The sequence below is a fragment of the Treponema porcinum genome, assembly GCF_900167145.1.
Lineage (GTDB): Bacteria > Spirochaetota > Spirochaetia > Treponematales > Treponemataceae > Treponema_D > Treponema_D porcinum.
On record NZ_FUWG01000011.1, the window covers coordinates 60,946 to 75,387 of the forward strand.

Genomic DNA, 14,442 nt, shown 5'->3' on the forward strand with positions numbered 1-14,442 from the left:
AATGAAAAAAGAAAGCGTATTGATATTGGGCGCAGGACTTATGCAGTCTCCTGCGATAAATGCGGCAAAGCGGAACAGATTTAAAACATTCGTCATTGATGCAAATCCAAATGCAGAGTCTGTTTTTCTTGCAGACGAATTCAGGCAGATTGACTTAAAGGACAAGGAGCGAATTTTTGAATTTGCATCGGAATTGCAGAAAAAGGAAAATCTGAAGGCTGTATTTACGGCAGGAACAGATTTTTCAGCTTCAGTGTCGTATGTGTGCGAAAAACTCGGCTTGTGCGCCCACAGTTATGAAGCTGCGCTGAATGCAAGCATAAAACCTAGAATGCGCGCCTGTTTTGAACGTGCAGGCGTCCCTTCACCAGAGTATTTTTCTTTTTCACGCGAATCTGATTTGCAGGACGAACTGTATTGCATTGAGAATATTCAGCAGGCTGTGGAAAAGCTTGGTTTTCCGTGCGTTGTAAAACCTGCCGACAATATGGGCGCGCGCGGCTGCCGTATGATTCGCTCCAGGGAAGAAATTGTATGCGCCGTGGAAAATGCCGTAGAAAGTTCCCGGACAGGAACTATTATTCTTGAACGATATATGGAAGGTCCTGAATATTCAATAGATGCTGTTGTGTATAACGGAACGCTGACGGTTACTGGCTTTGCAGACCGTCATATTTATTATCCGCCGTACTTTATCGAAACAGGACATACAATGCCGACTTCCGCCGGTGAAAAAGAAAAGGCAGAACTTATCGCGGCTTTTGCCGCCGGGGTGAAGGCTTTGGGACTTACCTGCGGTACGGCAAAAGCTGACATAAAATATACGCCGAACGGACCTGAAATAGGGGAGATTGCGGCGCGTCTTTCCGGCGGATATATGTCAGGATGGACATTTCCGTATTCCTCAGGGCTTAACCTTACGGAGCAGGCGCTTCTGATTGCAGCTGGCAGAGTACCGGAAAAACTGCTCCGTATGCGAAAACCTGTTGAGTTCAGACCATACGTTTCTTCCGGTGCGTCCGCTTCACCGTGCCAACCGCCGTTTGAACTGTACGAAGTAGTTTCAAAAAAAACAAGCGCCGAACGCGCCTGGATTTCTATTCCGGGAACAATTGCGTCTATCTCCGGTATAAGGCATTCCGAAAGAACGCGCTTTGTAAAAAACGTGTTTCCGCGTCCTGTACATTCCGGCGAAGAAGCCGTTTTTCCCCGGAACAACGTGCAGAAGTGCGGAAACGCAATTTCCCTTTCTAAAAACCGTGATAAAGCCGTAAACGCAAGCTGCCGTGCATGCAGTCGCGCGTTCATACGCCTTGAGCCGCATAACGAGCGGACGGAACGTTTCCTGAAGGGCGAAACGTCTGCTGACGAGCGCGGTTTTCCGCCGCCGGCTTATCGTTCGTTCCTGCAACTGGAGCATACGCCGCTTTCCGGGATTATTCCGGAAAATTCTTCCGTCCTTCGCTCTGTTCCTCCTGAAATACAGCCGCTTCTTGACAGTGCGGAAACTGACTGGAACTATCTTACGCTCCGAAAGTCCGCAGAACGTTTTGACAGACTGTGCCGGAAACACCCTGCAATTCCGCAGGAACGCTTCTGGAAGGCGCTTTTAAAAGGCGGAATTCAAGCTGCCGTTTATGTTTCAGACTCACTTTCCGAAAATAAATAGCAGGGAAGTGTAATACAAATTTGCATTATAAATTTAACTGACTTTTTATGGGAATGTTATGAAAAAACAGATTGAACAGATATTTTTTATTGCAGCCGCTTTTTTCTTTTTTCAGACGGCTGCCCTGAATGCACAGGACAGTATTCCGCAATCATCAGGGCGCATTCCGCTTTTGGATGCTGTTAAAAATGAAGGAATTGTATTTTTCTGGGATTCGCTTTCGCAGACAGGCGTTTTGGAGCGCAGCGGACATCAGCTTTCGTTCCGTGCAGGCGAACAGCTTGTGCTTTTGGACAGCGAACTTATTATGCTCACCGATGCACCGTCAGTTCAGGACGGAACGGTTACCGTTACAAAAAAATTCCTTGAACTTGCAGACGATTACCTCAAGCCTTCAAATGACGGCGAAGGATTTAAAATCGGTGCAATTTTAATTGATCCCGGACACGGCGGAAAAGACCCGGGTGCTGTGGGAACTTTTAAAGTAAACGGAAAGCAGGTAAAAGTTCAGGAAAAAGACGTAGTTCTTTCCGTCGGAAAAAATTTGTATTCCCGCTTAAGGCAGTCATATCCCGACAAGCAGATTATTATGACTCGCTCCACGGATGTTTTTCTTACGCTCGGCGAACGCACTGATATTGCAAACAATGTAAAGCTCGGTGAACGCGAGGCGGTACTGTACGTGTCCATTCACGCAAATGCCTCTCTTGATAAAAAAGCAAGCGGCTACGAAGTCTGGTATCTTTCTCCGGGCTACCGCCGTACAGTAATAGACAGTTCCGCTGCAGACGACGATAAAAGCCTTTTCCCTATACTGAACTCTATGATGGAAGAAGAATATACGACCGAAAGCATTTTGATGTCAAAATTCATTATGGACGGACTTCAGGCACAGATTGGTGACCAGACTAAGGCACGCGGCATAAAGGCGGAAGAATGGTTTGTCGTCCGTAATGCAAATATGCCGAGCGTCCTTATAGAAGTCGGATTTGTAACGAACGAAAAAGAAGCGCTGAATTTGAATTCCGATACATACTTGCAAAAGACGGCGCTCGGTATATATAATGGAATACAGGCGTTCGTAACTCATTTTGAGCGCTCAAGAGGATTTACACAGGCACGATGAAAATAAAAATACCGCGTTTACGCATACATTCCTATATTCTGCTCGCCGTTATTGCCCTTTCTGCGGCAGTTTCTTTTATTGTTTGGGCAGTGCATTTTCCCGGAGTCAGAAGGACTTTTGTCTACGAGTCTGCAGCTTCCGGTTCTTATTCAATAGAATCCCGGTATCTAGTTTCCGATCCGGAGCAGGGAAAAATCCGCAACTATATTGACGAACTTCTGCTCGGTCCGATTTCAGAGCATTGCCGCCCGATATTTGCTGACGGAACGTGCGTTCTTTCGTGCTTCAGGCGGAATTCCGTACTGTACGTAGAAATTTCAGATGATTTTCTGCTTGATGATGCAGAAAAAACTGATTTCAGGAAGAAATGCGGACTTTTCAAAAAAAACATAATCCGCAATTTTCCGGGAATAAAACAGGTTGTTGTTTTTGCCGGAGGAAATGAACTTTTTGCCGATGACAAATGATGTGTTTTGTCTCTTTTTTCTGAAATAAAAGCGTTGACAAAACAAATGTCTTAAGAGATAATAAACAATATACAAGGCTACATCGAAATAGTTTAAAGGAGCTTCTAATGAAGAGGACTTTTTTATTTGTAGCAGCTTCTATGCTGCTTGCTGGTATCTGTGCTTTTGCAGACGAAGCAACTGTTATTGATTTTACATTGCTAAAACCAGATTGCGTTGCTGATGAAAACGGAAACCCGACAGAAAACGGTCATACCGTTATGGATTTCTCTACTGCTGCAGGTGCCACATTCACAGAAGATCAGAAAGATCTTATGAAAACATCTCTTGCTCTTCCACGGTGGGAAGTAAGTCTTAATTCTTCTGCTCGCACGGTAAGGAGTTTAGGACTTTCGACAGTTGTCGCTGCCCCTGTTAAGAGCGAATCAACACAGCCGTTTGCAGGTGAGAGCGTTATGGGTGTCCGTGTAGTATTCCCTGAATGGAATGCAAATGCGTATGCTTATATTAAGCCTCCGTTTGAGATTCCTGCTTATGAGCCGCTTGCATCAGCTGATGAGAACGGTGTCCGCCAGGAACCTACTGATGAAGAAAAAGCAAGCGGAAAAACGCTTTTTGAAGATGGTTATGGTGTTGTAAAGAACGTAGGTACAATCAAATCTATCGCCGTTACGACAATGGGTATGAACTATCCGGAAGGACTGTATGTTCTTCTTAAGGATACAGACGGTGTAGAACGCCGCTATTTTATGGGCTATCTTGGCTTTGACGGCTGGAAAACACTTACATGGAACAACCCGCAGTATATTTCTGAAATCCGTAACCGTGAAATCCGCGTATATCCTATTTATCCAAGAGGACTTCCTTTTGTTAAGTTCACTGGTTTCCAGATTACACGTGATGCGAGCCATATCGGCGGTGATTTCATCGGTTATTTCAAAGACGTAAGAATTATTTATGACAAAGCTCTGCTTACATCAGACCGCGACATTGCTGACGAAGACCTTTGGGGAATTATCGGCAAGAAAGAGTCTGAGCGTCAGGCTGCTGAAATGGCTAAATTCGGCAACAAACAGGTAAATCGTTACCTTGAGAAGGCTAAGCAGGCTACAGAAGAATCATTTACAGAAAATCTTGCACCAAGTGCACAGACAACTGGAAATGGTGCTGCTGATGCAAAATAACAGTTAGTTTTCTGTATCTATAAGATAGGGCATCTTGTGATTAAATGATTGCAAGATGCCCTGCTTTTTTTTAACGGTATCTGCCGTAACATATTTATTTTTGTGTTGTTTAAGTTTGTAAATATCAGTATTTTGAATTACAATATTTACAAATACTATTTGTTGGCGGAAATATAAAATGCAATCAACCATTCCTGCAAAAGTTTCTATCAGACAGCGATATGAGAGCTATGAGCCGTATTTGAGGACAATACTGTCGAATATTCATTCGGTTCTTATGGATAATATAAAGTTATCGTCACAGCCCACTTATAAAACTAGAATAAAAAGTTTTCAGAGTTACTACAAAAAGCTGCTTCGGCAGAAACCTGTTGAAGCAGCCGGCTCAGATTCTTTAGTCTGTCTTACTGATATGATGGGAATACGTATTATCTGCGCTTTTCTTGAGGACATATCTGTTGTCCGGGAGCAGATAGAAGGGCTGTTTGATGTAAAGGAAGTTGAAGTCAAGGGGGCTTCTCAAAGTTTTAAGGAATTCGGCTACGAGTCTGTTCACGTGCTTGTGGGAATTCCTGAAAGTTGTATGCCGAAAAATCTTCCTGACGGTGTAATAATTCCGCCGGAGCTGGTTTGTGAAATTCAAATCCGCACGATTTTGCAGGATGCCTGGGCTGAGGTTGAGCACGAACTTATTTACAAAACTGAATTTACTCCGTTTGATATGCCGCTTAGAAGAAAACTTGCGTCTATGAATGCTTCGTTAAGTCTTGCTGATATTATTTTTCAGGAAATCCGTGATTATCAGAAAAAACTTCAGACTGAAATGAATGAACGCCGCCGTTCTTTCTATAAAATCGCAGATGACCTTACGAATATCGAAAAGTCATCGTCTTCCGCGCATTTTAACAAACCTATTGAGCGTGTAAATCCGTATGTTCAGGGAACGATAGACGATCTTCTGCTTCAGGCAATTCATTTTCACAATACCGGCGATTTGGATTCTGCGATTTCAATTTATTCAGAGATAATTAATTCAAAACCTGCTCCGAACGATATTGTTCTTTCCGTTATATATAAGCATCGTGGTATGGCTTATTTTACGAAGAATGATTATGAGAATGCGCTGGCTGATTTCAAAAGTTCTTTTGCTTTTGACAAAAACAGTTTCCGGTCAATTTATTACGAGGGAATTGTCTATTCAATTCAGAATAAATATGAGCAGGCTGTGGAGTGCTTTACAAAATCGCTTGAAATAAATGAATATCAGTCTCATACGTTTTTCCGCCGTGCCATTGCGTATTATGAACTTAAGCAGTATGAGAATGCGATGAGCGATGTTGTTTCTGCACAAAGACTTGGACTTGAGGATGAGGGGCTGGAGTCACTTCATTCAAAACTTGTAGAAAAATTTGATATGAAAGTGTAGTTTGTACGATTTTCTTTGTCTTTGCTTTTCTATTGATTTATATTTTTCTGTATGATATTATTTCGCACCGTTATGCAGAGTAAAAGTATGTCTCCCTCGTCTAGTGGTCAGGACATCGGGTTTTCATCCCGACAACATGGGTTCAATTCCCGTGGGAGATGTCTGTCCTTGTAATGAAAATTGCAAGGACTTTTTTTTTATAAGAGGGTTTCCTATGAGTGCCGATACCAGAACTTATTTTTTTCCGGATGTTATTTCGGAAATGAGGCAGATTATTGCTGATTTTGATGGAAATGAAGTTTTTTTTGCCGGAATGCTGAATGATGATGGAATTGTATGCTCCGTGTCTGATGCTGCTCACGGAAATGACCGTTCCGTGCCGGTTCAAATGGACGAATCCCGAAAGTGCGATGTACTCATTCATAATCATCCTGGCGGAAATCTTGCTCCTTCGCAGGCTGATATTGCGGTTGCGGAGAATGCATCTGAAAATGCACAGGGTTTTTTTATCGTAAATAACGATGTTTCGCAAGTATATGTTGTTGTTGAGCCTGTTAAGAGAAAAAACTTAAAACAGATAGATGTGCAGAGTGCCGGCGAATATCTGGCGGACGGAGGACCTCTTTCTGTTATGTCGGAGAATTTTGAGGAGAGGGGAGTTCAGATTGAGCTGCTGCAGAAAATAGCTGCTGCTTTTAACCGGAACGGTATTGGTGTTTTTGAAGCCGGTACCGGCGTAGGAAAATCTTACGCCTATTTAATTCCGGCATTGATTTGGGCATCGCAAAATCAGCAGAGGGTCATAATTTCTACCGGAACTATCAATTTGCAGCAGCAGCTTTGTGAAAAAGATATTCCGGCGGCTGAAAAAATTGTCGGAACAAACGTAAAATTTCTTTTGATGAAAGGACGGCAGAATTATGTCTGCCGCCGACGTTTTGAGGATGCAGGCGCACAACGTGAACTTTTCGGTGAAGATACTGAAATTTTTGACAAGCTTAGGGAATGGCTGCAAACAACGCCATCCGGAAGCCGCAGTGATTTAAGTTTTATGCCGCCGGATTCTGTGTGGTCGCGCATAAATTCTGAAAGTGATGCCTGTATGGGAATGCGATGTCCGTATCATACTGACTGTTTTGTAATGAAGGTGCGGAAAGAGGCTCTCGGTGCGAATTTAATTGTCGTAAATCACCATCTTTTGTTTGCGGATATTGAGTCAAGGCTTCATTCTGGCTCGTATGATGATGCCGCCGTCCTTCCGCCGTACAGAAGGGTGATTTTTGATGAGGCGCATGGAATTGAAAGCGCTGCAACAAGTTTTTTCAGCGAAACGTTTAATAAATTCAAGGTTCTGAAGCAGATGAACCAGCTGTATCGGAAGCGCAGGAATTCAGAAACCGGCTATTTGTGTACGCTTGCAATCCTTTCTTCAAATGAAGAAATTGCCGCAGAGGCGTATGAGATGGTTTCACGCATAAAATCAGATATAGCAAATCTGGAAGTTGCCGCGCTTGATTTGCTTCAGGCGGAATATACGATGCGGCTATGCGATAAAACGGCGCGTGCATTCGGACCTGTAATTACGCTTTCTACTACACTGGCAGGGAGTCTTGGAAAATTCATTGCGCTTTCCCGTGAAATTATGGAAGGCATTGCGGATGAAGATAAGGAAATTCCTGCGTTCTGGGAATCAAAGGTGCTGCTGCGCCGTCTGGAAGATGTTTCTGTAGTCCTGCGGGATTTTTCTGTATGGGATGAAAAACGTGATTTGGTATTCTGGATTCAGAAGAAAATGATGTCGTCTGAGTCCGTCCGTGAGTCTGGCAGTCCGTTTTTTGTGACTTTTACGGAAACTCCGCTTGATATTGCCCCTCTTATGAATTCCGGCGTGTTTGAACCGATGGAATCTGTCGTGTGTACGTCGGCTACGTTGAAAACCGGACGTGATTTTTCATACTGGATGAAAAGAACCGGCATTTCGTATGCTGATACGGAACGCGTGCAGTGCGGAGAATTTGTTTCGCCTTTTCCGTATAAGAAGAATATGCTTTTTGCAGTTCCGAATGATGCGCCTCTTCCGGATTCTGCCGGCTTTCAGGCGTGGATAGAAGCGGCTGTTGTAAAGCTTATTGAGGCTGCGTGCGGAAGAACGCTCGTCCTTTTTACTTCGTATGATTCTCTGAAAAGTTCGTATGCGGCTGCCTCCCGCGCATTGAAAAATTCTGACTATCCGCTTCTGTGTCAGGGAAGTGACGATAACGCCCGGCTTCTTGAACTGTTTCGGAAAGATGTTCCAAGCGTTTTGTTTGCAACCGATTCATTCTGGCAGGGCGTTGATGTACCTGGAGAATCTTTGTCGCAGGTGATAATCGTAAAGCTTCCTTTTGCAGTACCTAATGACCCTGTTTTTACAGCCCGTGCAGAGTCTATTGAGAGCCGGGGCGGTTCTTCCTTTATGGAACTTAGTCTTCCTGAAGCCGTAATAAAATTTCGGCAGGGTGCAGGTCGTCTTATGCGGCGCGGTTCTGACCGCGGTTGCGTTGTAGTTTTTGACCGCCGCCTTTACGAAAAAAGGTATGGCTCTATTTTTATGAGTTGTATTCCTGAATGCAGGCGTATTTATGAGCCTGTGGAAAAAATTGCGGATGCTGTTTCTTCGTTCATATTTAATTGACATCGTTTGTGTTTGCTTATAAAATTATTGAAATTAAAAATATGGAGCAATGGATTGTATAGTTTCATAACCTTGTGTTGTCTTTTTGGTGCTGTGATTCCGCCTGCCGTGCTGAATATTATTGCGTATCCTATAAGCAGGAGATGGAGTTGTGCTATATCACAATATATCGTAAAAGTTCTGGCTCCGCGTGTTTTTGCAATTCTTAACTGTTACAGGCATTTTTCTTTTTTCGGCTATTCAGATTCAAAGAAAATGCTGCCGGAACAGTTTATGATAATTTCCAATCATCAGAGTCTTTTTGACATTCCTGCATTTATGAATTTTTTTAGGGAAAAAGAGCTTCGTTTTGTTGCAAAGGATAATCTTTCAAGGCATATTCCGCTTGTGTCGGAGATGCTTCGTGCGCACCGGCATTGTATGATTCCGCGTAAGGGAAGTCCTATGGTTGCAATGAAAATAATGGAATCATTCGGAAAGCAGGTTCTTGAAAACAATCAGATTCCTGTTCTTTTTCCGGAGGGAACCCGCTCAAGGGACGGAAACGTAGGAAAATTCTATTCTGCAGGATTCAGGAAACTGAACGAAGCGGCCGGACTTCCTGTCGTGGCGTGTGCCGTTGACGGCGGTTCAAAAATCCGTGATTTGGATCATATTATGCGCAGCCTTAAAAACGGCTGCTATCGGGTAAAAGTATTAAAGGTATTCGATGCTCCTAAGACAAAAGAAGACGAGTCTTTCGTTCTTGAAGAAAGCAGGCGTCTTATACAGAATCAACTTGATGACTGGCGTAAGCTCGGAAGCAGCTGCCGCTAGTTTTTGACCGGGTGTAAAATAAAAAGGACTGTTCTTGTGAACAGTCCTTTTTTTATGCAAAGGAAAATTATTTGAAATCCTTTGGACGTCTTTCAACGCGTTTGCATTTTGAGCATTCAGCAATGTTCTTAAGTCTGCCGCTTTCATACATAGTCTTCATAACTATTTCTCCGCCGCAATCCGGGCAGAAGAATTTATGTGTTGCAACTGCAGAACGAGAGTTTTTACTTGCTCCAGCCATGGTGTTCCTCCATTTGAGTTTAATACGTATTAGGCTCTATGATACCGATTATGAGTGTGTTAGTCAATGCGTAATCGTTTTGATTTCCTTATAAAGTATTGACTAAAATAATGCCGTTCGATATTATAACTAAATAAGTTAACATTTTTGGGGGTTCCCTTTGGCAACTAAAAAAACATCTGCAGAGAAACGTTATGCTCAGAGTGAAGTCAGACGGCTTCATAACAAGGCTATCAAAAGCACGTGCAAAACATATGCAAGACAGTTTGTAGAGGCTGTTCACGCTAAAGATAAGGCTCTTGCTGAAAAGACTCTTAACACGCTTGTAAGTCAGCTTGACAGTGCACGCAGCAAGGGTGTTCTTACAAGAAACGCTGTTTCTCGCAAAAAGTCAAGAATGATGAAACTGTATAATGTTTCATTTGCCGCTGAAGCAGCAAAATAACTGAATACGTTATTTTAGATGAGTAGAAAATCCAGTTGAGATTATTCCCAACTGGATTTTTTATGCTCAAGAGGCAGGTATGGCATCAAAGAAAGTTACAAAGTATGAACTTGTTGATTCGATTTATAGAGAATCTCATTGTGACAGAGCCGACATTCTTTTTGTTGTTGATAAATTTCTGGAAGGAATTAAGTCATCTTTGTCCTGTGGTTCTACAATAGAATTGCGCGGTTTCGGAACTTTTGAGCCGCGTCTCAGAAAGGGGCGTGAAAAGGCCAGAAATCCTAAAACCGGCGAAATTGTTTCTATGGCACCTCATTACGTAGCTGCGTTCCGCGCCGGAAAAGATTTGAAGCAGGCTTTGTACAGTCTGGAGATAAAAGACGAGTAGATGAGTCTGTTTCTGAAACGGTATAAATCTGTCTTTTTCCTGCTTGCGGCATCCATTCTTTTTGGAATTTCAAACAGCGTTACCGCGTGGTTTTGTTTTGTTCCTGTCCTTTTTCTTGTTCATTCTGTCCGTCCAAAAACAGTATGGCTCTGGGGCGCTTTATACGGTTGTTTTTCCTATCTTTTTTATGTTACCTGGCTTTTTACGTACAGTGCATCTGCTCTTTTCGGCGTATGTTTTGTATATGCCGTATACTGCGCACTTCTGTTCCTTGTGTTGAAAGGGGCAGAGCAGTTCTGCGGAAAAGCAGCGCCTTTTGTACAGCTTGCAGTTCTTGTTTTGTACGAATATTTCAAGACAGTCGGTTTTTTAGGTTTCAGTTACGGCATTAACGGATACACGCAGTATAAGAATATTTATTTTATCCAGACGGCAGATTTTTCCGGTGTTTTTGGAGTGACCGCCCTGCTTGATTTTAGTTCTGTAGTTTTGTATCAGATGAGCCGTTTTTTTTATGATAACAGGAAAAACAGATTTTGCCTGAAAGCTTTTTTTCCTGTGCTGACGCAGTTTGCAGTTCTTTTTGCAGGCGTAATTTTTTCCTATGTTTACGGTTTCTATAAAGTTTCTGCCGTTGATAAAGCGCAGGCTGGTTTTCGCAGAATGCCAGTTGCGGCAATACAGCACAATACTGATCCGTGGAAAGGCGGAATTGATTTCTACAGGAAAGACGTTAACTCTTTAATTTTGCTCTCAGAACAGGCGCTTGCGGACCACCCTGAAACAGAACTTGTCGTGTGGCCGGAAACAGCTGTTGTTCCCTCGGTTATGAAGCATTATTATGCATCGGAAGAAACTGAACGCAAGAAACTTGTTACTGAACTTCTGGAATTTATAGACGGACAGAATGCCGCTTTTCTGGTGGGAAATTTTAATGTTCAGGACGGAAATGATTATAACAGTGCATTTCTGTTCCGTCCGGGGGAAAATGTCCTTCCTCCGGCTCCCGAAGTTTATTCAAAAGTGCATCTTGTTCCTTTCAGCGAGTATTTTCCGTATGAAAAAACGTTTCCGCATATTTACAGATTTCTGCTTGACGGCGATTCTCACTTGTGGACGCCGGGAACGGAACGCTCTGTGTTCTTTCTGAACGGTCTTGCCTTTGCTTCTCCAATTTGTTTTGAAGATTCCTTCGGCGCGGACTGCCGTATTTTTGTGCAGAACGGTGCGCGTGCGTTTATAAATATGAGTAATGATGCCTGGGCAAAAAGTTCTCGTGCGCAGAAACAGCATCTTCAGAATGCCGTATTCCGTTCTGTAGAAAATCATATTCCGACGGTGAGGAGTACGGCAAGTGGCGTAACGTGCATAATAGATTCCTGCGGACGGATTACGGCTGAATGCGGCGAATTTTGTACAGGATACGCATTCGGCACGATTCCTGTAATTGACAGACCATTGCAACAGAAAAAAAAATAGGATAGAATGACAATATGGCAGAAGAAAATGTAACTGAAAAACTTGATGACGAAAAACGCACTCTGACGATTTTCGGACCGGAAACAGAATTTGACGGTGTTCTGGAATTCAGTGATGATTTGATAATTACCGGAAAATTCAACGGACGCATTAAGGCTACCGGCAATCTGGAAATTGCAAAAGGTGCTGTATGTACGGTCGAAAAAATGACTGCAAAGTCGATTGTTATTTCAGGTTCTGTTACCGGTGCTGTAGAGGCATCAGAGCGCGTTGAAATCTGCAACGGCGGTTCTGTAACAGGAGATATAGTTACAGCCAGACTTCGTATTGAAAATAATGTAAATTTTGAAGGTCAGATTACTATGCTTGACAAGCTGCCTGAAGAAAATCTTTTTTCGGCTGCTTCTGCGGAGTACAAGCAGGCAATGGTTTTGCGCTCTGACGTAATTGAGTAAACTACAGTTGACTTTTTTTTATTTACAGGCAATAATATTCATCATATTTTTCGATTTCTTATATTAATCCCGATATTTTATGTTTTATAAACCAATCGATATGTTTTATGGAGTTTTTGAATGGCCTTACGTAGACGGCGCTCAGAAGAAGCTGCAGCAGAGAAAGAGTCTGTAGAAAGCGGACAGTCACAGCTTGAGTTTGAATCACAGCCGGTTTCCTATGAAGCCTCTGATTCAATTTCAAAAGAAGATGATGATTTTTCATCCGCACAGGAAAATTATTCACAGGAATCAGAATCTTCTTACGAGCTGGAAAGAAGCGGCTCAGATATGACTGCGGAAACTGATCACGAAAATCCTGTGAAAGTAACTGTAAGACCGCGAAAGCGGGTTGTAAAGGTTTCTGCAGTGGAAAAAACAGCAGAAGTTCAGGGAGATGCTGACGGAAATCCGGCAGGGCAGTACCGCAGTGCAGAACCGTTCCATACTCAGCCAAATCAAAGATTGGGAAGCGGAACTGCACGGTTCGCTAACAGCCGCCGTCCGCAGATGCGCCAGTCTTTCAGCCGAAACGAGCATCATTCAGATATGCCTGTTCCTACGGGTGCAGTTGATCCTACGGTGTTACAGGCATCCGGTGACGGAACTGATGAGAATGCTTCAAAACCGCGTCTTCTTATCAATGATTTAACGGCAATGGGAATGCACGAACTTCGTGACCTTGCAATCCGGTACGGCTTTAATTCCGATGATCTTGCGCCGATGAAGAAACAGGAACTTATCTTTGTTATTCTTAAGGCACATACGGAACACGGCGGAATTATTTTTGCTTCCGGAAGCCTTGAGATTCTTCCTGACGGCTACGGATTTTTGAGAAGTCCGCAGAACAGTTATCTTCCAGGACCGGATGACATTTACATTTCGCCGAGCCAGATAAGGCTGTTCAACTTGAAGACCGGTGATACTGTGTACGGACAGACGCGTTCCCCGAAAGAAGGCGAGCGCTTTTTTGCACTACTTCGCATAGAAACAGTAAACTTTGACGAGCCGCGTGTTGCTCAGACTAGAATTCCTTTTGAAAATCTTACGCCTTTATATCCAAAAGAAAAATTACATCTTGAAACTGTTTCCACTGAAGTTTCAACGCGGATTGTTGATTTGTTCAGCCCGATTGGAAAAGGTCAGCGCCTTCTGATTGTTGCGCCTCCTAAAGCCGGAAAAACGACATTGATGCAGAAAATTGCAAATGCCATAACGACAAATCATCCTGAAGTCTACCTTATTGTCCTTCTTATTGACGAGCGTCCTGAAGAAGTTACCGAAATGGAGCGTACGATTAAGGCAGAGGTGATTTCGTCAACGTTTGACGAACAGGCAACGCGCCATGTTCAGGTTGCAGAGATGGTTCTTGAAAAGGCTAAGCGTCTTGTAGAACATAAGCGCGATGTTGTTATCTTCCTTGATTCCATTACGCGTCTTGCGCGCGCTTATAACCAGACTGTTCCTACGTCCGGAAAAGTTCTTTCTGGTGGTGTTGACTCTAACTGTCTGCATAAGCCGAAGCGCTTTTTTGGTGCAGCACGCAATATCGAAGAAGGCGGCTCTCTTACGATTATTTCTACGGCGCTTGTTGAAACCGGCAGCCGTATGGACGAAGTTATTTTTGAAGAATTCAAGGGAACCGGAAACAGCGAAATTGACCTTGACAGAAAGCTTGCTGAACGCCGTCTGTTTCCTGCTGTCAGCATAAAAAAATCTGGAACGCGTCGGGAAGAACTGCTGCTTACGGAGAATGAACTTCAGAAACTTTGGGTGCTGAGAAAGGTTCTTAATCCTATGGAAGATGCAGAAATTCTTGAACTGATTCTTGACAGAATGAAGAAGAGTAAGACAAACGAAGCCTTCCTTGCATCTATGAATGCAGGAACTGCGGCTGTTAATTAATAATTGCGGCAATTTGTCTTTGTGTGGTCGTTCTTCCTGTATTGACGAGAAGAGGACTATTCTATATAATTTCAACACTAATAACTAATATTGCATATTGTGGTAACGTTTTGAGTTTACTCCGC

13 protein-coding genes and 1 tRNA gene are annotated in these 14,442 nt (G+C 43.2%); 13 read left to right on the forward strand and 1 reads right to left on the reverse strand.

The genetic code is table 11. The annotated features are described in order from the left end of the window. Position 1 precedes the first annotated feature (1 nt). From B5D55_RS07970 to B5D55_RS08010, 8 genes are all read left to right on the forward strand, one after another. A complete protein-coding gene (locus tag B5D55_RS07970) occupies positions 2 to 1,669 on the forward strand; it encodes an ATP-grasp domain-containing protein (protein ID WP_078933481.1) in 1,668 nt (555 codons plus the stop codon). Positions 1,670 to 1,727: 58 nt separating this feature from the next. Further along, positions 1,728 to 2,795, forward strand: coding sequence for an N-acetylmuramoyl-L-alanine amidase family protein (locus tag B5D55_RS07975; RefSeq protein ID WP_078933482.1), 1,068 nt, complete (start codon positions 1,728 to 1,730; stop codon positions 2,793 to 2,795). Further along, a complete protein-coding gene (locus B5D55_RS07980) occupies positions 2,792 to 3,262 on the forward strand; it encodes a GerMN domain-containing protein (protein ID WP_078933483.1) in 471 nt (156 codons plus the stop codon). The genes B5D55_RS07975 and B5D55_RS07980 overlap by 4 nt, the downstream gene beginning before the upstream one ends. Before the next feature lie 107 nt (positions 3,263 to 3,369). Then, complete coding sequence (locus tag B5D55_RS07985; protein ID WP_078933484.1) at positions 3,370 to 4,446, forward strand: flagellar filament outer layer protein FlaA; 1,077 nt, start codon at positions 3,370 to 3,372, stop codon at positions 4,444 to 4,446. Between the two features lie 178 nt (positions 4,447 to 4,624). Beyond that, positions 4,625 to 5,872, forward strand: a complete 1,248-nt coding sequence (locus tag B5D55_RS07995) for a hypothetical protein (protein ID WP_078933486.1) — start codon at positions 4,625 to 4,627, stop codon at positions 5,870 to 5,872. An 89-nt stretch (positions 5,873 to 5,961) separates the two neighbouring features. After that, a tRNA-Glu gene (locus B5D55_RS08000) sits at positions 5,962 to 6,033 on the forward strand. A gap of 53 nt (positions 6,034 to 6,086) precedes the next feature. Next, the gene (locus B5D55_RS08005) at positions 6,087 to 8,546 is read left to right on the forward strand and encodes a helicase C-terminal domain-containing protein (protein ID WP_078933487.1); all 2,460 of its coding nucleotides are present in this window, start codon (positions 6,087 to 6,089) and stop codon (positions 8,544 to 8,546) included. Positions 8,547 to 8,600: 54 nt separating this feature from the next. After that, a complete protein-coding gene (locus tag B5D55_RS08010) occupies positions 8,601 to 9,362 on the forward strand; it encodes a lysophospholipid acyltransferase family protein (RefSeq protein WP_078933488.1) in 762 nt (253 codons plus the stop codon). Between the two features lie 67 nt (positions 9,363 to 9,429). Here the strand turns inward: B5D55_RS08010 and B5D55_RS11485 are convergent, their stop codons facing one another. Then, positions 9,430 to 9,603, reverse strand: coding sequence for a hypothetical protein (locus tag B5D55_RS11485; RefSeq protein ID WP_143593279.1), 174 nt, complete (start codon positions 9,601 to 9,603; stop codon positions 9,430 to 9,432). Between the two features lie 160 nt (positions 9,604 to 9,763). Here B5D55_RS11485 and rpsT point away from each other — a divergent pair, with 160 nt between their 5' ends. The 5 genes from rpsT to rho all read left to right on the forward strand — a co-directional run bounded on the left by rpsT (position 9,764) and on the right by rho (position 14,317). Then, positions 9,764 to 10,048, forward strand: a complete 285-nt coding sequence (gene rpsT, locus B5D55_RS08015) for a 30S ribosomal protein S20 (RefSeq protein WP_078933489.1) — start codon at positions 9,764 to 9,766, stop codon at positions 10,046 to 10,048. 79 nt (positions 10,049 to 10,127) lie between these two features. Then, positions 10,128 to 10,439 (forward strand): HU family DNA-binding protein, encoded by a 312-nt coding sequence (locus B5D55_RS08020; RefSeq protein ID WP_078933490.1) that lies wholly within the window; start codon positions 10,128 to 10,130, stop codon positions 10,437 to 10,439. Beyond that, positions 10,440 to 11,918, forward strand: coding sequence for an apolipoprotein N-acyltransferase (lnt, locus tag B5D55_RS08025; protein ID WP_078933491.1), 1,479 nt, complete (start codon positions 10,440 to 10,442; stop codon positions 11,916 to 11,918). 14 nt (positions 11,919 to 11,932) lie between these two features. Further along, on the forward strand, positions 11,933 to 12,373 hold the full coding sequence (locus B5D55_RS08030) for a bactofilin family protein (protein WP_078933492.1): 441 nt from the start codon (positions 11,933 to 11,935) through the stop codon (positions 12,371 to 12,373). A gap of 120 nt (positions 12,374 to 12,493) precedes the next feature. Next, positions 12,494 to 14,317 carry a transcription termination factor Rho gene (gene rho, locus B5D55_RS08035; RefSeq protein ID WP_078933493.1) on the forward strand — a complete coding sequence of 608 codons (1,824 nt, stop codon included), beginning with the start codon at positions 12,494 to 12,496 and terminating at the stop codon, positions 14,315 to 14,317. Positions 14,318 to 14,442 lie beyond the last annotated feature (125 nt).

Coding starts and splice junctions, on each gene's coding strand:
- B5D55_RS07970 (WP_078933481.1), top strand. CDS start 2: ATGAAAAAAGAAAGCGTATTGATATTGGGCGCAGGACTTATGCAGTCT.
- B5D55_RS07975 (WP_078933482.1), top strand. CDS start 1,728: ATGAAAAAACAGATTGAACAGATATTTTTTATTGCAGCCGCTTTTTTC.
- B5D55_RS07980 (WP_078933483.1), top strand. CDS start 2,792: ATGAAAATAAAAATACCGCGTTTACGCATACATTCCTATATTCTGCTC.
- B5D55_RS07985 (WP_078933484.1), top strand. CDS start 3,370: ATGAAGAGGACTTTTTTATTTGTAGCAGCTTCTATGCTGCTTGCTGGT.
- B5D55_RS07995 (WP_078933486.1), top strand. CDS start 4,625: ATGCAATCAACCATTCCTGCAAAAGTTTCTATCAGACAGCGATATGAG.
- B5D55_RS08005 (WP_078933487.1), top strand. CDS start 6,087: ATGAGTGCCGATACCAGAACTTATTTTTTTCCGGATGTTATTTCGGAA.
- B5D55_RS11485 (WP_143593279.1), bottom strand. CDS start 9,603: ATGGCTGGAGCAAGTAAAAACTCTCGTTCTGCAGTTGCAACACATAAA.
- B5D55_RS08020 (WP_078933490.1), top strand. CDS start 10,128: ATGGCATCAAAGAAAGTTACAAAGTATGAACTTGTTGATTCGATTTAT.
- lnt (WP_078933491.1), top strand. CDS start 10,440: ATGAGTCTGTTTCTGAAACGGTATAAATCTGTCTTTTTCCTGCTTGCG.
- B5D55_RS08030 (WP_078933492.1), top strand. CDS start 11,933: ATGGCAGAAGAAAATGTAACTGAAAAACTTGATGACGAAAAACGCACT.
- rho (WP_078933493.1), top strand. CDS start 12,494: ATGGCCTTACGTAGACGGCGCTCAGAAGAAGCTGCAGCAGAGAAAGAG.